Annotated in this window: 20 protein-coding genes, 1 pseudogene and 1 riboswitch; of the genes and pseudogenes, 2 read left to right on the top strand and 19 right to left on the bottom strand. The window is 45.9% G+C overall.

Annotated features, from left to right (window positions below; translation table 11 throughout):
- Positions 1-327: 327 nt before the first annotated feature.
- From G9G53_RS02425 to metA, 3 genes are all read right to left on the bottom strand, one after another.
- Positions 328-1,506, bottom strand: coding sequence for an aminotransferase class I/II-fold pyridoxal phosphate-dependent enzyme (locus G9G53_RS02425; protein WP_165145056.1), 1,179 nt, complete (start codon positions 1,504-1,506; stop codon positions 328-330).
- Positions 1,503-2,687 (bottom strand): PLP-dependent transferase, encoded by a 1,185-nt coding sequence (locus G9G53_RS02420; protein ID WP_069012830.1) that lies wholly within the window; start codon positions 2,685-2,687, stop codon positions 1,503-1,505. Before G9G53_RS02420 ends, G9G53_RS02425 begins: the two co-directional genes overlap by 4 nt.
- 125 nt (positions 2,688-2,812) lie before the next feature.
- Positions 2,813-3,730 (bottom strand): homoserine O-acetyltransferase MetA, encoded by a 918-nt coding sequence (gene metA / locus G9G53_RS02415; RefSeq protein WP_039269776.1) that lies wholly within the window; start codon positions 3,728-3,730, stop codon positions 2,813-2,815.
- A gap of 118 nt (positions 3,731-3,848) precedes the next feature.
- Positions 3,849-3,974, bottom strand: a riboswitch (SAM riboswitch).
- Positions 3,975-4,526: 552 nt separating this feature from the next.
- Here metA and corA point away from each other — a divergent pair.
- Positions 4,527-5,462 (top strand): magnesium/cobalt transporter CorA, encoded by a 936-nt coding sequence (corA, locus tag G9G53_RS02410; RefSeq protein ID WP_023987788.1) that lies wholly within the window; start codon positions 4,527-4,529, stop codon positions 5,460-5,462.
- A 160-nt stretch (positions 5,463-5,622) separates the two neighbouring features.
- Here corA and G9G53_RS02405 read toward each other — a convergent pair whose 3' ends face one another.
- The 12 genes and pseudogenes from G9G53_RS02405 to G9G53_RS02350 form a co-directional block, all read right to left on the bottom strand.
- Positions 5,623-6,630, bottom strand: coding sequence for an HRDC domain-containing protein (locus G9G53_RS02405; RefSeq protein WP_069012831.1), 1,008 nt, complete (start codon positions 6,628-6,630; stop codon positions 5,623-5,625).
- Between the two features lie 166 nt (positions 6,631-6,796).
- Positions 6,797-7,675, bottom strand: coding sequence for an ROK family protein (locus G9G53_RS02400; RefSeq protein ID WP_069012832.1), 879 nt, complete (start codon positions 7,673-7,675; stop codon positions 6,797-6,799).
- A gap of 222 nt (positions 7,676-7,897) precedes the next feature.
- Positions 7,898-8,794: a 5'-3' exonuclease gene (locus tag G9G53_RS02395; RefSeq protein WP_080710677.1), complete on the bottom strand. Its 897-nt coding sequence runs from the start codon at positions 8,792-8,794 to the stop codon at positions 7,898-7,900.
- 72 nt (positions 8,795-8,866) lie between these two features.
- On the bottom strand, positions 8,867-9,232 hold the full coding sequence (locus tag G9G53_RS02390) for an arsenate reductase family protein (RefSeq protein ID WP_141695545.1): 366 nt from the start codon (positions 9,230-9,232) through the stop codon (positions 8,867-8,869).
- Positions 9,233-9,244: 12 nt separating this feature from the next.
- Positions 9,245-10,198, bottom strand: a pseudogene (locus tag G9G53_RS02385) (RluA family pseudouridine synthase); the annotation flags it as partial.
- 21 nt (positions 10,199-10,219) lie between these two features.
- The gene (locus G9G53_RS02380; protein ID WP_029516494.1) at positions 10,220-10,783 is read right to left on the bottom strand and encodes a cob(I)yrinic acid a,c-diamide adenosyltransferase; all 564 of its coding nucleotides are present in this window, start codon (positions 10,781-10,783) and stop codon (positions 10,220-10,222) included.
- Between the two features lie 18 nt (positions 10,784-10,801).
- The gene (locus G9G53_RS02375) at positions 10,802-11,371 is read right to left on the bottom strand and encodes a hypothetical protein (RefSeq protein ID WP_069012834.1); all 570 of its coding nucleotides are present in this window, start codon (positions 11,369-11,371) and stop codon (positions 10,802-10,804) included.
- 101 nt (positions 11,372-11,472) lie between these two features.
- Positions 11,473-11,679, bottom strand: a complete 207-nt coding sequence (locus G9G53_RS02370) for an aspartyl-phosphate phosphatase Spo0E family protein (protein WP_069012835.1) — start codon at positions 11,677-11,679, stop codon at positions 11,473-11,475.
- A 113-nt stretch (positions 11,680-11,792) separates the two neighbouring features.
- Positions 11,793-13,004: an aminotransferase class I/II-fold pyridoxal phosphate-dependent enzyme gene (locus G9G53_RS02365; protein WP_029516491.1), complete on the bottom strand. Its 1,212-nt coding sequence runs from the start codon at positions 13,002-13,004 to the stop codon at positions 11,793-11,795.
- Positions 13,005-13,016: 12 nt separating this feature from the next.
- Positions 13,017-13,517: an Lrp/AsnC family transcriptional regulator gene (locus G9G53_RS02360; RefSeq protein ID WP_069012836.1), complete on the bottom strand. Its 501-nt coding sequence runs from the start codon at positions 13,515-13,517 to the stop codon at positions 13,017-13,019.
- Positions 13,518-13,660: 143 nt separating this feature from the next.
- Positions 13,661-14,047, bottom strand: coding sequence for a spore coat protein (locus tag G9G53_RS02355; RefSeq protein WP_069012837.1), 387 nt, complete (start codon positions 14,045-14,047; stop codon positions 13,661-13,663).
- Between the two features lie 32 nt (positions 14,048-14,079).
- Positions 14,080-14,316: a hypothetical protein gene (locus tag G9G53_RS02350; protein WP_013370103.1), complete on the bottom strand. Its 237-nt coding sequence runs from the start codon at positions 14,314-14,316 to the stop codon at positions 14,080-14,082.
- A 114-nt stretch (positions 14,317-14,430) separates the two neighbouring features.
- Here G9G53_RS02350 and G9G53_RS02345 point away from each other — a divergent pair, with 114 nt between their 5' ends.
- Positions 14,431-15,669: an NAD(P)/FAD-dependent oxidoreductase gene (locus G9G53_RS02345; protein WP_165145053.1), complete on the top strand. Its 1,239-nt coding sequence runs from the start codon at positions 14,431-14,433 to the stop codon at positions 15,667-15,669.
- A 75-nt stretch (positions 15,670-15,744) separates the two neighbouring features.
- Here G9G53_RS02345 and G9G53_RS02340 read toward each other — a convergent pair whose 3' ends face one another.
- The 4 genes from G9G53_RS02340 to G9G53_RS02325 all read right to left on the bottom strand — a co-directional run bounded on the left by G9G53_RS02340 (position 15,745) and on the right by G9G53_RS02325 (position 20,717).
- Positions 15,745-16,998: an MFS transporter gene (locus G9G53_RS02340; RefSeq protein ID WP_069012839.1), complete on the bottom strand. Its 1,254-nt coding sequence runs from the start codon at positions 16,996-16,998 to the stop codon at positions 15,745-15,747.
- A 115-nt stretch (positions 16,999-17,113) separates the two neighbouring features.
- A complete protein-coding gene (locus G9G53_RS02335) occupies positions 17,114-17,821 on the bottom strand; it encodes a hypothetical protein (RefSeq protein WP_029516486.1) in 708 nt (235 codons plus the stop codon).
- Positions 17,822-17,875: 54 nt separating this feature from the next.
- Positions 17,876-18,289, bottom strand: coding sequence for a DUF350 domain-containing protein (locus G9G53_RS02330; RefSeq protein WP_013309402.1), 414 nt, complete (start codon positions 18,287-18,289; stop codon positions 17,876-17,878).
- Positions 18,290-18,347: 58 nt separating this feature from the next.
- Complete coding sequence (locus G9G53_RS02325) at positions 18,348-20,717, bottom strand: endonuclease MutS2 (protein WP_029516485.1); 2,370 nt, start codon at positions 20,715-20,717, stop codon at positions 18,348-18,350.
- Positions 20,718-20,802: the final 85 nt, after the last annotated feature.

Here is a 20,802-nt window from a genome sequence, read left to right as displayed (position 1 = left end):
ATGACTAGCCTTGTATGTTGTCTGTGCTATTTAGCATAGTAAAACCTAATGATAATACTAACATATCTTTAGGTAAGGAACCATACTTATTCCCGCTTCTTTCTGCTTTTCACCTAGGAAAACAGGCAACTGCCAAGCTTATCTCAACGTTGCATATAGCCAAAAAATAAGAAAACAGAACTGAAAAGTGTCTTTTTTCACACTGTCGTTCATGTTATTTTATAGAAAACAGCAAGCCTCCTGAAATACTGGAAACTTGCTGTTTAGTACTGTACATATTTGCTCTCAGCGTGAAAACGACAAAGATGCTGCGGATGTGCTAACGCTCTAGCGCAGCGCCTCATCCAGATCACTGATCAGGTCGTCAATATCCTCCAAACCTACGGAGAAACGGAGTAGTCCGTTCGTAATCCCGCGCTCCAATCGTACACTATGGGGCATAGCCGCATGTGACATCATCGCCGGATACGACAAGATGCTTTCCACAGCTCCCAGACTCACCGCTACAATTGGAATACGTACGCGACTGAGGACTTCTTTTGCACGCTCACCAGAACCCACATCAAAAGATATCACTGCACCATAACCGCTGGATTGGCGCTCATGAACTTCACGCCCTGGATGATTCTCCAGACCCGGGTAGTATACCGCCTCAATGTCGTTGCGCTCGTTCAGCCAGTTAGCGAGCTTCGCTGCGCTCTTTTCGCTGTGAGCCATACGAGCCTCCAGTGTCTTCATACCGCGCATGAGCAACCATGACTCCTGCGGAGCCAACACGGTACCCAGTCCATTTTGGAGCTGCTTGATTTGTCTTCCCAACGATTCGGTACGTGCTACCGCAAGTCCTGCCAGCACATCGCTGTGTCCGCCCAGAAACTTGGTCGCACTGTGCAATACAATATCAACTCCCTGCTCAATCGGACGTTGATAATAAGGTGTCATAAAAGTATTATCCAATAACGTTAAAAGCCCGTTGTCCTGTGCCCAAGAAGTTATTCCTGCCACATCGGTAATTTTGAGTGTCGGATTGGACGGAGTTTCCATATATACAGCCCTTGTATTCTCCTGCAACGCCTCTTTCGCAAGGTTGAGGTCCGTCATGTCGACGAAGGTCGTTTCGATATTCATCCGTTTCAAAATGGAGGTCAGCAGTCGATATGTTCCTCCATATACGTCCTCGGAAACAATGACATGATCTCCAGCAGACAAGAGCATAAATGTAGTAGAGATGGCCGCCATACCTGATGCAAAGGCAAAACCGCACGCCCCGCCTTCTAATAAAGCGATATAATCCTCCAAAGCTTGTCGTGTCGGATTACCTGAACGGCTATAGTCATGCTGTGGAGGATTAAAAATATCGTGATGGTGGAAGGTAGAAGCTTGATAGATCGGGACGCTCGATGCCCCCGTAACGCTGTCAATTTCAGAGCCAAAATGCAGCAGCTTGGTAGCGAACTTCCGCTCTTTGTTCAGATCCTGCCCGATCCTCCTCGCATCCTCTATCATTGCAGCTCTCCTCCTTCTACTTCTTGACGTGCCGCTTCCAACGCCGAACGTAAATCTTCAATTAGGTCGTCTGTATGCTCAATGCCTACGGAGAAACGCAACAGCCTGTCATCTACCCCGACTGCATCCCGAATTTCTGCTGGTATGTCCGCATGTGTCTGCACAGCGGGATAGGTCATTAACGATTCCACACCGCCGAGACTTTCCGCAAACGCAATGAGCTTAATGTGACGAAGCAAAGGTTCCACATAACGAGCATCCTTTACTTTAAAGGAAAAGATACCCGTATTTCCGCTGGATTGTTTATTTTGAATCTCACGACCTGGATGGCCTTCTAGAGCTGGATAAAATACTTCCGCCACAGCCGGATGCGTCAGTAAATAGTTAGACAGCACTGTTGCATTATGCTCGTGCCGGTCCATACGCAGCGCTAACGTCTTCATGCCCTTCATTAACTGGTAGCAATCGCTTGGGGAAAGCACTGCCCCTATGGAATTGTGCAGGAATGCAATTTCAGCTGATAGCTCTTTGCCTTTGGTTACGATCAACCCTGCCAGCACATCGTTGTGTCCGCCCAAATATTTGGTTGCGCTATGTACCACAATATCCGCGCCCAGTTCCAATGGCCGCTGGAAATATGGCGTTAGCAGCGTATTATCTACAATGGTAAGCAACTGATGTTGTGATGCCCATTTAGCCACCGCTCGAATATCAGTAATCATCATTAACGGATTTGTAGGCGTTTCTATGAATACAGCTTTGGTATTCGGTCGACATGACTGTTCGAGCGCTTCAAGATCGTTCGTATCCACATAACTGGCTGTCACACCAAATTTAGACAAAATACGCTCCAGCAAACGATACGTCCCGCCATACAGATCCAGCGATACTATGAGATGATCTCCCTGTCCAAACAATGCAAATACCGTTTGCAGCGCCGCCATACCTGAGCTGCATGCAAAGCCTGCATCACCCGATTCAAGTGCAGCAGAAGCCTCTTCCAGTACCTTTCGCGTGGGATTGATCGTCCGAATGTAATCAAATCCTGTGCTTTGACCCAGACGGGGATGGCGGAACGCCGTAGATTGGTAAATCGGGTAATTAACAGCCCCGGTTACTGGCTCTTCTACTGAACCGATTTGTGCCAATCTACTTTCGATTTTCCACTGTTTCTCACTCATATGAATCCTCCTGTTAACTTCCATAGTGGGTGCTATAACCAATCCTGCAAAAATGGATGTCAAAGACTATACTGCTGCGCTACTGCAAGGTGATACTCTACAAAGGTAAACTACATGCTCCTTTTTTAAATCTGGGGCCCGATATCATAAGGTGTTTCTTGGTATACATAATAGTTCAGCCAATTCGAGAATAATAAATTGGCGTGCGCCCGCCAAATTGAGGGGGGGGTGCGCTCAGGATCATCATTAGGAAAATAATTTTTGGGGACTTCAATATCCATTCCTTTGGCTACATCGCGGTCGTATTCCCATTTCAGTGAAAGCGGGTCATATTCAGAATGCCCAGTTACAAAAATTTGTTTACCGTCAAGCGTGGCTACGAGGTACACTCCAGCTTCTTCGGATTCGGATAAAACTTCTAATTCGGCGATATGATCAATATCTTCCCGACGAACCTCCGTATGCCTGGAATGAGGAGCATAAAACAGTTCATCAAAGCCGCGTAACAATTTTACTTTAGGTTTAATCACGGTGTGTGGAAATACACCGAAGCATTTGTAGTCGAGCCCATATTTAGGGACATCGAAATGATGGTATAAGCCTGCCTGTGAGGCCCAACAGATATGCATGGTCGAAGTTACATTCGTTTTCGTCCATTCAAAGATTTGCCGGATTTCCTCCCAGTAGTTCACATCCTCAAACTCAAGCTGTTCAACCGGGGCTCCTGTAATGACCATGCCGTCAAAACGACTGTTCTTGATCTCGTCGAACGTTTTATAGAACATGTTCAAATATTCTTGCGATGTATTTTTGGATACATGAGACTTCATGTGCACCAGCGTGACATCCACTTGCAACGGCGTATTGCCGACCAGGCGCAACAGTTGGGTTTCCGTCGTTTCCTTTGTAGGCATTAAATTCAAAATGGCGATACGCAACGGACGAATATCCTGATGATAAGCCAAGCTTTCATCCATTACGAAAATATTTTCGCCCTCCAGCACTTCCTTAGCAGGTAATGTGTCTGGGATTTTAATCGGCATGTAAACTCACTCCTTGTTAGGTAAGTTTTGCGAAAATCGTCTTGTTGAGATGCCGGGCATATAATAAAAAGACCTTTCTCTGGTTAGAGAAAGGTCATATTTGTATCCATATGCGCCTCTCTCATCTGTCAGGGCAACGCGCTTTGTACAAAGCGCGCGTCCTGCAAGAATTAGCACCGTGCGATTAAAATCGCCGGTTGCCGGGTATCATCGGGCTAGTCCCTCCACCTGCTCTTGATAAGATTTCGCTATATTCATTTTGGGTTCACAAAGTTCTTGTTGTTCACTTTAATGCATCGGCTGGGCTTCGTCAAGATGGGACTTGCAAATTTGTAACCTGCATTCACATTTTGTCTACCTTTTCCATAGGTTAAATCATATCCCTCCTATCGCTGAAGCTCTTGCCACTACTGTTGATTTTGCCCATGATTTTGCGCTTGAAAGGCCGTAGGCCGAGCGTTATACTATACAAGTGCTATTAGGCAAAAATATGGAGCAGTAGTGCAGACTTGAGTGTTTCCTGCGATACTGTGGCAATCTAAAAAAAGAACATTTGAGAGGTGAATCCGGAATGGAAGGCGACCCGAGTCCGAATAGGCGGCGATCCCTGAACAACAGCATAGGAATGACTTCAGCTTGCCGAAAGACGGGACGCCAGGCTCTGCATGCTCCAAAAGCCTCCGGCTTTTGATGAGAGTGCACGCTTACCCGCACCGGCTAACTGGCTAACTGAGTCCATTCCTTATGCTTAAGGTAAACGTATTTCCGTTACGGCGGAGCATAAGGAGTGACGTATATGAAAATCCGTTTGGTCAACAACGGGGTTTTTACCCCTGTCGAAGAAATTGAAATGGCGCTTACTGCACCGGCAGAAGGTTTTTATTGGATTGATGCCGATGTCGATGATTTGGCAGTGCTCCAGCCTTTATTTTCCATGCATGATCTTGCAGTAGAAGACTGTTTGAGTGAAGAAGAACAGCGTCCGAAGATTGAAATTTATGAAAGCCATTATTTTATCGTTGTAAATAGCATTCGTTTTGATGATGAAGAAATATTTTTGCGAGCTTTGAACATTTTTCTCGGCCGCCATTTTATCATTACGGTGACCAAGCAGAAAATCAATGAGCTTCGTACCCTCAAGCCTATGCTGTGGGAGCAAGAAGTCAGCCAGCCTGACCGTTTTATGTATCTGTTGGTCGACTTAATTGTTGACAACTATTTTCTGGTTGGTGACCGGATTGAGGTCCGCATTGAAAAGCTGGAAGAAGATATTCTAATGCATACGAAAAAGTCGCATTTGAACGAAATCATCGGCTTACGCAGTGAGATTCTGTGGCTGAAAAAAGTGTTGGGCCCGCAAAAAGAAGTCATCAATACCCTGAACAAGCGGGATTTGCGGCTCATCGACGATCAATTGCAAAAATATTTTAGCGACATTTATGAAAATGCTGTGAAAATTTCGGAGACTTTCGAAACTTACCGCGACTTGATGGGTAACCTTCGAGAAGCTTATCAATCCAGTATCGCCAACCGTGCCAATGAAATTATGCGTGTGTTTACAGCAATTACGACCGTATTTATGCCATTGACGGTCATTACCGGAATATATGGGATGAACTTCGATAATATGCCTGAGCTTCATACACGTTATGGCTATTTTGTCGTCATTGGTATTATGGTGGCATTAGGCGTCAGTATGTTCTGTATTTTCCGTAAGAAAGACTGGGTTTAAAAATAAAAGGGGAAAAAGTATCAAATTGGATACTTTTTTCTATTTTCAAGCTTGGTCATAAAAAGCAGCAGCCGTGTCCTGTGAGGAACTGGCTGCTGCTTTTTAGTATGTTGGACCCTGAATATACTTTAATACCCAGCTTTATCCAACTAGTTCTATATTATCCAACATGTCGGCCGGGTACCTGCTGATGACGAAACCGTATACGGATCAGACGCAGACGCTCATAAATCTGATCCAGTCCTGTTTCGGTTGCCTTTTCTTCCCCATACACTTTCAGCATGACGGGCTTGAGCAACGTATCCCCCAACTCTTCATAAGCAGACCAGATAGCTGCCTGCTCCGCCTCAGATACATTCACCAATTCCTTGTGGATCAGCTTGTCCATATCAATACCGTCTCTATCCAAATGCTCCACAGCTTCAATCATCTCTCTACGATGCAAACCTGTCTTCATTCCGATATGCTCCAGTGAAAGACCGTCCGAAATGCCTTCAATAATCGTTCTAGTTAAGCTGAATTTGTTCAGCTCCTGCCTGTACTGGTTCTCTTTTTGCTTGTATAACCATGACAAAAAAACTTCTTCTTCCAGCGTCTCTGTTACCCAGTTCAACGGAAATGGCGTGGTGCGGTCATTTTGTGTCGTAATAGCCAATAGCTCCGTCCCATATTGCGACACCTTACCCTGACCCATACCAGGCAGCTCCAACAGTTCTTCTTCGGTATGGGGAAGATAAACGCTAATGAGTCGAAGCAATCGATTCGTAGCGATAAAATAAGGTGCTTTTCGTTCCGTTGCTGCTTTTTGCCGTCTCCACATCGTCAATTGCTCATACACTTCATCACGTGGAAACAAATCACTGTAGCAATACAGCTTTTGCAGCGTTTGTCCTCGTCCTGATGATCCTTCTTGCTCATGAAATACACCATGGATTAGGGGCCTGTAGCCCTCAGCCATTTTGAGCGCCAGCTCATGACGGTATACATGTAGTAATTCCTGCCACAAGCTGCCCTCATACCAAAGGTCGTCTATACTTTCATCCGGGACATGGTGTGTGCTCCAGCCTGCACTCCATTCCCCTTCATGCTGCCCAATCCATACCTGAGCAAAGTCCTCATAGCCCTGTTCATTCCGTTTGGACAAGCGATTTAAAAATACTATCTCCATGATTTCTTCCTCCCTCATATCGTTGAAAGACAGTCCCGCACAACACAAAAACGCAAAAAAAAGCACCTATCCTGCGTATTCGCAAGAAAGGTGCTTCCCTTTTTGAGCCGTACTATACTGTTGCCTATATAATAACCGTACCTTGGAGTGCCGTCAACCCTAAATTCTAATGATTCAGTTTTTCCTTTGCCAATGCCAGAGCACCGCACAATCCAGCATTATCACCCAATCCTGGAGATACGATATATTGCTCAATACCTGTTGTCAGACTCGAATGCTGCACGTATCCGTTCAAAAGTTTTTGTAGTTTGGTACGAATGAGCGGGAACAATTGGTCTTGCTTCATTACTCCCCCGCCCATAATAATTTTTTGCGGGGACAGGATTAATACATAGCTCATTAAAGCCTGTGCCAGATAGTACGCTTCCATTTCCCAGGCCGGGTGATCGACAGAAAGCTCATGTCCTTTAACCTTCCATCTTTTTTCGAGCGCAGGACCTGCTGCCAGACCCTCCAAACAATCTCCGTGATAAGGACATGTCCCCTCGTAAGTATCTTCTGGGTGACGACGTACCAGAATATGCCCCATTTCCGGGTGAGATAATCCATGTATCAGCTTTCCACCAACCAAAGCACCTGCCCCGATGCCTGTGCCTATCGTGATATACAGACAGTTGTCCAATCCTTTGGCGGCACCCCAAATAGACTCACCAAGTGCTGCTCCATTCACATCCGTATCAAACCCCATAGGCACATCAAAATGCTCTTTCAGTTTACCAATCAGATTGTAATTTCCCCAATGTGGCTTTGGCGTTGTTGTAATATAACCATATGTATCACTACCTTCGATAGGATCAATCGGCCCGAACGATCCTACGCCCAATGCTTCAATGCCCTTGCCTTCAAAAAATGCGATGACATTCTCCATTGTTTCTGCTGGTGTGGTTGTTGGAAAGCTCGCTCGTTCCAGTACCTCTCCACGTTCGTTGCCAATTCCACATACAAATTTGGTACCGCCTGCCTCAATTGCTCCCAATACTGTCATAGTTGCTGTTGTCCCCTTTCGATAATCCGGTTCTCTCTCCACTATATTCACCTGAAATGTACCTGAGGTCAATCCCCTAATCGCAATTGTATATAATCCTTCACAAGACGATATAACTCCGTTAACATAACGGTATACAAATAAGGACACTGACGCATCCAGCCTCAGCATCCCTATATAACTTACTTTACTTAAATTGTCGTACCAAGCCTAATAGCTTCATTATGATCCGGTTGCGACACCCATCAATGTACACAAGCTTTTCATTTCAAGCTGCTCAAACTTGTCTACAATTTGCACGTGATCCAACGTCAGCAGACAACTATCCAAAGCACATGCTACAGGTACACCACAGTGAATTTCAGCGAGTTTGCGTGAAAGATGCAGCATATCCAAATCACTCTCAATTTTTTTGCGGACCGATGGTGTTAATTGATCCAGATTCTCCAGAATGCCCTCAATAGAGTCGTATTCCTGCACCAGCTTGAGTGCCGTTTTCTCACCAATACCTCGTACTCCTGGATAATTATCGCTTGCATCCCCCATCAGGCCTTTAAGGTCCACCACTTGGCGTGGCTTAAGTCCTTTTTCAGTCAGCAGGGTCTCCGGGGTGTATACCATATAATTGCCGTGGCCTTTTTTCATAATAATGACCCGTGTCCGATCATCCACTAATTGAAGTAAATCATGATCTCCCGAGAGAATCATTACATCCATGTCCTCATTTTGCGAATAATGGCGTGCAAGCGTACCGATACAATCATCGGCTTCAAAGCCTTCCGCTCCAATGTTGGGAATGCCGAGGCTGTCCGTCACTTCACGAATCAATGTAAATTGGGGAATCAAATCATCGGGTGCGTCGGCTCGGTTTCCTTTATACGCAGCAAAATGTTCCCCACGGAATGTCGTTCCGCCCATATCCCAGCAACAAATAACATGTGTAGGATTAAACGTTTGGACTGCATCCCAAAAATATCGAATAAAACCATATATGGCGTTCGTTGGCACCCCAGCTTTTGTACGACGGATATAACCGTTTGCGGCGGTTGCATAATAAGCGCGAAATAGCAGGGCCATGCCGTCAACCAGCATTACGGATTGTTCATTGCGTTGTGTCACAGATTGTATTGCTCCCATTCATCATAATATTTAACCCCCACAGTATAACATATCGTGGGGGTAAATTGGGCGTTATTGAGCTCCCCATGTGCCCTCAAATGTTTCCTCTTTGAACCCTACCGTTACTTTGTTACCGTCGGTTACAATCGGGCGTTTGATTAATCTTCCATTTGAGGATAAAAGCGAAATTTGCTCTTCACGGCTCATGTCTCCCAGCTTATCTTTCAGCTTTAACTCTTTGTACACCTCACCGCTAGTATTGAAAAACTTTTTCAGCTCCAGCCCGCTTTTGCGAATCAATTCTTCCAATTCCTCCGGGCCGGGCGGCTGTTCAAAAATAGGAATCAGTTCCGTCTCATGCCCCTTGTTTTGCAGCCATTTCACTGCATTACGGCAGGTACTGCATTTAGAATACTGATATACTTTCAGTTGGCTCATCGCTAGTTTAACCTCCATTTGGTTTTCTCTTAAAAGCTCCTGCATTTCAGCCATATCGTCAGGTAGAGGAGCATAGAACGTCAGCCGCTCCCCGGTTACAGGATGCTCCAAGGACAGCTCTGAAGCATGTAAGGCTTGTCGAGGCATCTTGACATCAAGCTGATCATATCGCTCACGTTGCGCAGCATCATCAGGTGTAATCCGGTACATTTTATCTCCGATCAACGGGCAGCCGATATAAGTCATATGCACTCGAATTTGGTGCGTACGCCCGGATTCCAACTTTAGTCCGATACGGCTTCCCCCGTTCCACACTTCCTCCAGCTTATACAGCGTAAGGGCAGGATAACCATCCGGAGTCACCATACGCAAATGCGGATCATCCGGGTTGCGGTCAATCGGTCCGTCTACCTTACCTTCCTGCAGCTCAGGGCGCCCATGCACCAGAGCCGTATAGCGCTTATCCACCGTTCCCGCAATCATCTGTTCAGAAATATGCTGGTGTACATATGGATTTTTGGCTACGACCAGCACCCCCGTCGTCTCCTGATCAAGACGATGAACAGGACGAAACCGGAACAGCTCCCCCTTGGTCTGCCAATAATGCACAACCCCGTTAGCCAGTGTTCCTGTGTAATGACCATGAGTCGGATGGACAATCATGCCCGCCGCCTTATTCACCACTAACAGATGTTCATCCTCAAACAATATCTCAAAAGGAATGGGTTCAGGTAAAATATCATCAGAACGCTCGCGCTCCATGCGAATTTCTACTCGATCCCCGGATTTCACCTTTACGCTGATGTACACACGCGTCCCGTTCAGCATAATACCTTGCTCGGTCAGCTTGAGTTTGGATATTAACTTTCGAGAAATGTTCATACGTTTTTGTAAAATAGTCTTCAACAGCATGCCCTCCTCCTCCGGAGGGATCGTATATACGATAGGTTCATAGTACAAGCTCATCACAAATTCCCGGTTGCCTCCTTATTTGCGGAACACTTTTTTGCTGCGCACATATTCGACATCGGGTACGCCCTGACGGACATTCGCTGTGCGAGCGACGGCAAAGAAATAATCGGAAAGGCGGTTTAAATACCGACGTACCGCCGGATTGATGTCCGTATGTTTACCTAGTGTAACCGCACGGCGTTCTGCGCGTCGGCAAACCGTACGGCATACATGAAGCGTTGAGGATAATGTGCTACCACCTGGTATAATAAAACGCTCCACCTTCGGATTTTCCTCCTGACATGCATCAATCCAACCTTCCAGACGCTCTGCCAGCTCGTCCTTCACCTTATATTTGCTTTCACTGATTTTAACAAATGCCAAATCCGAACCACAATCAAACAGCTCCTGCTGTATTTCTTCCAATTGAGTCCGAATATCCGCAAACTCTTCCCCTTCGGCAAAGCTGATGGCTTGTCCTACAAAGCTGTTCAGCTCGTCAATTGTTCCGTACGCTTCCACACGATCATCATCTTTGGACACTCGACCGCCGATCACAGAAGTTTGTCCTTCATCACCTGTTCTAGTATAGATTCCCATTCCATTTCATCCCCTTTATCATTCCGTAAGTGCTTTCAGCACCTTGATGGCTTCTTCCTTATTGCTTGTACGAGGCGGAACGGTAGCAAATAATGTTTTGGAGTTATATTTTAGCTCCTTAAACATCTTCATCTGCTCCACCGGAATTCCGAACAAATGAGTTTCCTTGCTCACATCTGTTCCTTCTTCCTCCTGCCCCTTCTTCTTAAATACGCCGCCCTCGAACACGCCCCGGGCATACGTCTTCTTGTCAAAAGCATCATCTAACGGCAGATTCGAACCATTCTGTCCATACAGCTTCATGTCCTCTTCCGGCAAAAGAAACAGATCATGCTCCCCGGCCGCATATTCTACAACCAGCTTCTGCTGGTTATACAGCGGACTGACTGAAATCTCAATAGTCGGAGCCTGTTCGCCCAGCTTATCCTTAAGCTTTTGTGCCAGCTCCTCACGGATGACTGAAGCATCCCCTTTATCCATAATAAAAATGGAGAAGCTGTCCTTGTCCCGTCCCCCACATCCAGCCAATAATACAAGTGTCAGCATTCCGATGATCCACGGCGATAGCCTTTTTAGCCCCGCTCTCATATGTACGCCCCCTCTTCCATGCCATTAATATATCATAAGTTGTGAACGCAAAAAAAGAAGGCTCGACGGCCTTCTTCTTACATTTGGCTGACTTCACACAGTTAAACCTTGCATTCCGTACCATACAGCTTCATATATTCATTGATTTTCAAATCGAGCTTGCAACTGATCTCGATGACAAGATCAGAGGTGAAGGACTGCTCTTTCTGAAACGTCCGCATCATCTCATTGCGCAGGAACAAAATTTCATCTTCCAGAGAAATGTCGTATCCTATTGAACTAGACGAATTAAATCCAACATATGACATGAGCATTCCTCCTACAATTGAAAAATTGAACTTCCTGCTATCGATTTCAAATTATAGCATAGAAATTAGAAATAAAAGACTATTTTTTATGAATTACCCATAAAAAAATAATTTTAACCTTCTTTTCTTACTTTTTCTACAAAATGACCAATCCGATCCAGTGCCTCCGTCAGCTGAGCAACAGAAGTCGCGTATGAGCAACGAAGATAGCCTTCGCCTCCCAAACCGAACACATTACCTGGTACAGCCGCAACTTTAGCCTCTGCCAAAAGACGCTGTGCAAATTCATCTGAGCTGAGTCCCGTGCTTTGAATACTAGGGAAAACGTAAAAAGCCCCTCTTGGCTCATGGCACTCCAGGCCGATTTCCCGAAACCCTTCAACCATCAGACGGCGACGCTGATTATAGGCTTCTACCATACGATCTTTCTCACCCAAACCATTCCGCAACCCTTCCAGTGCCGCAACTTGCCCCATAGAAGGCGCACACATTACGGTGTACTGATGGATTTTGAGCATAGCGGCAATCAGATCGGGATGTCCGCATGTATATCCAATACGCCAACCTGTCATGGCGAAGGCTTTGGAAAAACCACTGACGAGAATTGTACGATCCATCATACCAGGCATAGCCGCAAAACTGACGTGCTTCTCTCCATAATTCAATTCAGCATAAATTTCATCAGAAATGACGATCAAATCATGCTTTTCCACGACTTCGGCAATCGGAAGCCAATCTTCATAAGTCATCGTAGCCCCAGTTGGATTGCTCGGATAGCATAAAATCAGCACCTTGGATTTAGGTGTAATTTTTGCCTCCAGCGCCTCAGCCGTCAGCTTGAATTCATCCTTAGCAAAGGTTTCAATACCTACCGGAATCCCGCCTCCAATTGCAGTGATTGGAGAATATGAAATGTAGCACGGTTCGGGCACGAGAATTTCGTCGCCAGGTACAATTAACGCACGCAAAGCAAGATCAATCGCCTCGCTTCCCCCAACGGTCACGATAATCTCATTTTTAGGATCATAACGGACTTCAAATTGCTCATTCAGATAATCACTGATCGCTTCACGCAGTTCTGGCGTTCCCGCATTAGACGTATAGCTGGTAAAACCTCGCTCTAATGAATAGACACAGGCTTCCCGCATATGCCAAGGGGTTGTAAAATCCGGTTCGCCTACACCAAGGGTAATAATATCCTTGTTGCCACCCACCAAGTCAAAAAACTTACGAATACCCGAAGATGGGATCTCGCGCACCAACGGGGACAAATAGGAACTCATAGCTTTGTTACTGTCGGTAAATGCTTCTGTTTTGAGATTCATCATGATCTTCCTTTACGGCGAAATCATCAGACGATTATCTTCCTGATGGTCCTCAAAGATAATTCCGTCCTGCTTGTATTTTTTAAGCGTAAAATTAGTCTTGGTAGACAAGACCGAATCAATAGGCGACAGTTTCTCCGACACAAAGTTAGCGACCTCACGAAGATTGCGGCCTTCAACCTCTACCAGCAAATCGTATGCTCCGGACATGAGATAGACCGATTTAACTTGCGGATACAAATAAATCCGTTCTGCAATCCCTTCAAAGCCTCTTCCACGCTCGGGTGTAATTTGCACTTCGATCAAAGCGGTAACCTTTTCGTCGTCGACTTTGTCCCAATTAACTACAGCGGCATATTTGACAATCACGTGTTGGTCTTCGAGCTCTTTCATTGAGATGCGTACATCCTGCTCGTCAACCCCCAGCATAGTAGCCAATAAAGTCGGTGTTCTTCTTGCATCTTCTTTTAACAATTCCAGCACTTTTAATTTCAATTCATTCAGCTCTGTCATTCTACATAAGGCCTCCATCGAAAGAGATTACTATACATCATACAATACGCACTTTAAACCTGCAAAGAAAAACCGTCCACTCCGGTAAACCCGGCAGGTGGACGGCTGTTATGGGAATCTGCTTCAAAAACAGAAAATCCCGTTTACATATAATAAGGGTTGTTTTGGTGTGTAGACTGGCCTTGCTGGTGCATAGATTGACCATATACTCCCGCGGATGTCGACTTTTGCTGAATGAACTGTTGGCATTCTTGTTGGGTCTTGCGAGCTTCTTGAATCTGTTTGTCCAAATCGATGCGCAGTGCTTTAGTTGGAGTGGCGTACATATTATTTTGGCTCATCAGATGATACAAATCACCTTGCAGACGCAATGTATCATTCGTAAGGTCGGTGAACATCTGACGCACAGACGGACAATTGGATTCTGTCGTCGCCGTTGTGTATTCGCGCACTGTACGTTTCATATCAGCAAGAATGGTATAGAGCAAATCTTCTTCGGGCATAAATGACATATTGTTTTGTGAATACATTCTGTCAAACCTCCTTTATTGGTAAATCCAAATTACTGCTGTGGTTGCATTGGAGCAAGCTGCTGATGCTGTTGAAGAGCATTAGAAAGCAGATTCAAGTGGTGCTCATGAGTTCTTGCCAGTTGTAAACAGGCTTGTTGGATGGCTGGGTGCTGAATAGACGCCGCTGTGGCCGCACATTGTTTGAGTAGTAGTTCTTCATTGGAGATGGAGTCCACGATGTACTCCAGCTCTTTGCCTGACAGGGGTTGCATGTTCGTAGATTGCATAATCTCTGTGCCTCCTTAAAAGTTTTGTTGCACGCTGGTTATCTTGTCCGTTTGGCGAAATACTATGTACACATAAGAAATACTACATATTGCCTATGAGGAGTGCTATTTTATATGGAGTTGATAAGCGGGAATACATATTGGCCGAATACATTGGAGCAGGCGCTGGATTTTCCGCCTTTGGCAGAGGATTTAAATTGTGATGTATTGATCATCGGGGGAGGGATGGGGGGGGCCATCTGCTCCCGGTTATTGGGAGAACGACAGGTAGACACCGTGGTTATTGACAAACGCAAACTGGTAACTGGAAGCTCTTCGGCCAATACTGGCCTGCTGCAATACAGCAATGACAAGACCTTAACCTCTTTCATCAATACGTTTGGTGAAACGAACGGTGTACTGTTTTACCGCATGTGCAAGGATGCACTAGATCAGTTAGATAAGCTGGCTGCCACACTGGATACAGACCCTTCCTTTATTCGGCGAAGCAGCCTGTACTATGCAAGTACACTAGAAGATGTACAGGTGCTTCAGGAAGAGTACAAACAGCTAACCCGGTTTGGATTTCCAGTGGAGTACTGGGATGAGCAACAGGTTGCTGCCCGATTTCCTTTTCGAAAACCGGCAGCCTTGTACACACACGAAGATGCTGAGGTTAATCCATTTTTGTTTGCCCAGGGCCTGCTGCAATCTGCCAACCGTCTCGGTGTTCGCTTATATGAGCATACGGAAGCCAAGCATTTTGAATTCCATGATAATGAGGTCGTTTGTCATACTAACGGTGGAATGATCCGAGCAAAAAAGGTTGTTTTTGCAACAGGTTATGAAACACAAGAGATTAAAACCGATCAGGGAGCCGTTCTGCAAAGCTCTTATGCTATCGCCACCAATCCAATCGGAGATGCTCCCTTGTGGCATGAGCAGTGTCTGATCTGGGAAACGGCCCGTCCTTATCTATATATGCGCTCCACACCGGAAGGACGTATCATTATTGGTGGTTTGGATGAACCTGTATTGGACGCCAACCAACGTGAAATCAGGCTACTACACCAACAACAAAAGCTGCTGCAAGCACTACAGGAGCATTTTCCCAGTGTGCCATTTCAGATCGACTACGCTTGGGCGGCTGTATTCGGCTCCTCTCACGACGGCTTGCCGTATATTGGTCCACATCCGCGTTTTCCAAACTGCTATTTCTTGGAGGGTTACGGGGGAAATGGGACGGTTACGAATATGATGGCCGCACAGCTATTGGCTGATGAACTGACGGGCACACACCGACCTGAAATGGAGCTGTATTCTCTGACCCGTACGACCAAACCCTCGCCAGAAGCAACAAAACCAATGGTTTAACATATGAATACAAAAAGAACCTCCTTTCGCCTATATAAGTGAATTCTGAGGTTCTTTTTGTGTTGAATTTTCCTGTTACTCCGTTTGCTTGCGCCAGCGTTGTGCATGGGAATGAGAATTGCTTCGCTTTGTCTTCTGTTCCATCTTCAGCACATTTCGCATAAAAAACCAGCCGATCACTGGCATTAATGCAAGTCCAATCAACAACCAAATCATCGCTGTAGGAGCCTTGCTGATACTTAGGACGCCCAAGAAAATGAGTGTACCGGTCAACCGTCCTACCATTAAGCACAGTTCACGCAGTACAACCAGTTCCACTCTCTGATTCGCATCTCCTTCACTCGTACCCATTAAATCAAAACTCGCTGAGATCATAGGAATTAAATACAAGGGCAGGAATATAGCGGTGCCGATCCCCATAATCAGTAGCGTGATATACTCCATACGCCACAATAAGGGTAACAGCGCAATCACCAACAATACAGCACCCAACAGCATACCAGCCGAGCGATAGTGTGGCTTGAGCCATTTTCCGACAGCCCAAAAGCTGAAAAATGAAACCGCCGAGGTGATAAGTGAAAACTGTGCCAGCTTCCATTCCTGTTGAGTAGCTACATACACGAGCAGCGTAATCAGGAAGGCAAAAACCCCTTCACGGATGCCCTGGGTAACAAGCGATAACGACAAGGGACGCCACATGCTCCCTTTTTGTGACAATCGTTGCTTAGGCTCCTTCCAATTGTAGTTTCCTGTCGGCTTACGCTTGCGAAGAAAGAAACTAAGTACCACTCCTACGACATAAAAAGCTAAGGAAATACTGAATATTACTCGATAACCCGCATCATCCTCCATACGAGCAATAATCCAACCAGACAGCCAAGGACCCACGATACCGGAAAACGAACCCAGCAGACCGACCCATCCGTTAAAATGATCGCGACTTGCCTGATCTGTGACTTCGAAAAAAATGACATTAAACGCCAGCCAGAATAAACCTAATGCTGCACCCAATAACATTCCGAGCGGCCATATGTAGTTTACAGCCTGCGGTCCCGTATATAACACGATTAAATAAAACAGACCGGACAGTGCTGTCCCCACGCGCAGGGCATTCATTTTGTTATGTTCCTTGACCCATTTCCCAGCCACCCAGACCATAATTCCCAGCGCAATTTGTTGGCTGACATTAAACCAGCCAATCATCGCGTAATCCTGCCTGCTCTTCCATAAATATACGTTGAGAAATGTGCCTGACAATGCTGCTGCAAACACAAACAATCCATTCAAGCTTAATAGCAGAATGGATTGTCCGTTCAGGTTTGATTTCAATGCAGTTCCCCCTAACCGAAAAATCACCAATCAGCTTATTTCAAGCCAGCTTGTTCAAAGATTTCTTCGATTAAGATGCCCGTATTGAGCTTGAGCCTATCCGGGGGATTGCTATTTAATTGTTGGAAATACCGCTGAGCTTCTCCAGCATCCGCAGTCGGTCATTCTCTGACAATGTGTGCTGGACATGAAAACAGCTAGGACAAACATAAACATTCAAGACGAATGGCAAGTCCAGAACAGGTTTGCCAAGTGCTGGCGACATCGACGGTTCAAAGCCTTCTCTGGTTACGGTTTGCGAACCCGCATGCAGCATGTATTCTCCACATTGGAAGCATTCAAGAACCTCATCTTGTCTGTCGAGTATTTGTTCAGCGCCTTGTTCATAAGCCATCAGATCCGCACCGCTTTCTTCAAATTTTTGCAAAGTATGCAGCACAGGCAGCTTATGAAGCTCATTATCCTGCAACAACGGTGCATCAACTGGTTTATCAACTACGATTTCATCCTCTGCCTCATATAAAATATCCTGCTCCTCTTCATCACCGAGCTGAATACTCAATGTACGATAACCCTTCAGGTCTTCTTTTCCATGAGAGTGTGGTACCGGGGTTACAGAAGCCGAATGATCATGTTTTGTCTCTTCATGTCCATGCTCGCCGGCATGTCTATGAACAGGTGGAGAAACAGACTCCTCTTCATCATCGGTGATGTCAGAGTAACCTTTCAGATCATTATGGCAATAGGGACACTCTTCCTCAGGGCCCAATTCTTCATCCCAAATAATTTCCATGTTACACCATGGACAAATAGTCATTTCCAAGCTTTATCATCCTTCCGTTCCAAGCGTATACCAAGCTCTAGTATACAGGATGTGTCAAGTTACACTGGCACCGATCACATAAGATAACGATATTGAAATAATCATGGAAAACAAGCCGACAGCACGGTTATCCTCTTTAATCTGTTGATCGATAGAAAATACCGGTGTCAGAAACTCAAAAAGAAAGTACGCCGCAAGTAGCAGTAAAAAGCCAACGAACGACCAAATCATCGTATCGTACACGCTGGATTTGGCTTCCATTGCAAAGCGGAGCACGTTGCAAATACCGAACATTTTCCCTCCCGTAGCCATGGCTACTGAAACATTGCCGCGCTTGATCTCTTCCCAGCATTTATAGCGGGTTACCAGCTCAAAACACGACAAAAATACAATTAGCTCCAGCACCGCCACCGAGAAATAACCCAGCATCATCCCCAACGGATGTGACAGCAATTCATCAATCGCCATCTTCACTTCGTCCCTCCCGTTCTACCAAGCGTTCCCGAGCAAAGCCGGCAACCCATAGCTATTCCAATTCAGCAACGGTTACGCCTGTGCCGCCTTCATTGTAATTACCGATACGGTAGCTTTTCACATGTTTATGCTTGCGGAGGTACTCCTGAATACCGGTTCTCAGAATACCCGTACCTTTGCCATGAATAATGTGTACCTGACCCAGATTGGCCAGAAACGCTTCATCCATGAAGCGGTCCACTTCCATCAAGGCTTCCTCCACGTTCGCCCCCCGAAGATCAAGTTCACTTCGTACGTTATCATCCCGTGTCCGTTTAACGCCAGTGACTGGTTTTTGAACTCTTGGAGTCGTTGTTTGGGCAGGTTGCAGTAGTTCCAGATCATCCAGACTGACCTTCATCTTCATGATCCCCAATTGAACCACAGCTTCCTTGGTACCGGACAGTTCAACCACGTGGCCTTTTTTATTCAGACTGTGAACGGATACTTCATCGCCAGCCATGATAGAACGAGTACGCGTAGCGGCCGGGCGTTTGACAGTACTTTTCTTGCGTTGCTTCGGTTCAGCCTCATCCAGTTCTCTGCGAGCTGCAATCAGCTTGTGCTCCTTAACCGAAGCCCCTTCTTCCTGAGCCAATTTACGCAAATCAGTAATGATTTTCTCAGCTTCGCTACGAGCCTTATCCACGAGAACTCTTGCTTCATCCTCAGCTTTTTCCAGCATACGGTCCCGTTGGGACTCCAGCTTATCCAGCTCCATCTGATGACGGCTACGCAATGCTTCCATTTCTTTACGCAACTGCTCCGCTTTTTCCCGTTCTTGCTCAGCTGTCAAACGGTTCTGCTCCAGTGACGCAATCATGTGCTCAACGCGCTGGTCTTCTTCTGTTACCTCACCACGGGCATAGTCTAAAATGCGCCCTGGCAATCCCAATCGCTCGGCAATGGCAAATGCGTTACTTCGTCCGGGGACACCGACCAGAAGGCGGTAAGTCGGGCTTAAGGTAGCAACATCAAACTCCATGCTTGCATTAATAATTCCTTTACGCTCATAGGCATACGCCTTCAATTCACTATAGTGAGTCGTCGCAACCATACGGCAACCCATGGCATGTATATGCTCCAAAATGGACACAGCCAAAGCCGAACCTTCCGCGGGGTCCGTTCCTGCCCCCACTTCGTCAAGCAATACAAGACTTTTGGGCGTCATATTTTTCAGGATGCTAATGATATTGGTCATGTGGCTGGAAAATGTACTTAAGTTTTGCTCAATGCTCTGCTCGTCACCAATATCAGCATAGATTGCATCAAATACACACAGCTGGCTTTCATCCTCAACAGGTACAAACAGTCCAGACATCGCCATCAAACTAAGCAGGCCAATGGTTTTCAGGGTAACGGTTTTCCCCCCTGTGTTCGGTCCGGTAACGATAATGGAGGTGTATGAATTGCCCAGCTCCACATCTATGGGAACGACCTGCTCCAACGGAATTAGAGGATGTCTGCCTTTTTTCAGCTTCAAGTACCCTCGGTCATTCATTAAAGGCAAGGTTGCCTTCATTTCACGGGCGAGACGCGCTTTTGCAAAAATAAAATCAAGATTGCCCAAAACGTCCACATCATACAGCAACATATCCGCTTGTTCTGCGACAAGTGCGGTCAGCTTTTGTAAAATGACTTCAATTTCACGCTCTTCTCTCAGCCTTGTTTCCCTCAGCTTATTGTTCATGGCTACGATAGATTCAGGCTCGATAAACAATGTTGCACCTGACCCGGATTGATCATGAACAATTCCGCCAAAATAAGAACGGTATTCGGCCTTAACCGGGATCACAAACCGATCTCCACGAATCGTAATCAACTGATCTTGAAGCATTTTGGATACAGTTGAGGAACGAATCATGGAATCCAGCTTCTCACGAATACGCACTTCTCCCGAGCGCAGCTCCCGACGGATTTGTGAAAGCTCTGTGCTGGCAGAATCCAACACTTCTGCATTTTCGTCAATACAGCCTTTGATGGAGTTTTCTAAACTTCTCTGCTCCGAAAGCTGCTCACTCCAATACAGCAATGTTTCGACAGGATTTTCTTCATGCAAACTTGTCACGTATACTTGTATACGGCGTGCGGCCTGAACCGTTGTCCGAATGCCAAGCAACTCATGCGGGCTTAATGTTCCACCAATACGGGCACGCTTCACCGCCGGAGTGATATCCACTACTCCGTTAAATGAAGGCACTCCTTTGAGGCGATCAGCAGCATAGGCCTCATCCGTACCTTTCAGCATTTTCTTGATATGCTCCAAATCATCGCTGGGCTGTAGCCGAAGGGCTGTCTGTTGTCCCGTTGCCGTTTGGGCATAGTGACTTAGTTTATTTAGAATTTTTTGATATTCAAGGGTTTTGAAAATTTTAGAGTCCAACTTCACTACTCCTTTCACTTATATCTATATTATACCGAAAGCAGCAAACTTACGCTATTTGCCAACTCTGTTTTACACATAAGAA

Source organism: Paenibacillus sp. EKM206P, assembly GCF_011066155.1.
GTDB classification, from domain to species: Bacteria; Bacillota; Bacilli; order Paenibacillales; family Paenibacillaceae; genus Paenibacillus; species Paenibacillus polymyxa_D.
The sequence above is the reverse complement of the archived record's forward strand: the minus strand, read 5'-3'. Positions and strand labels throughout refer to the sequence as shown.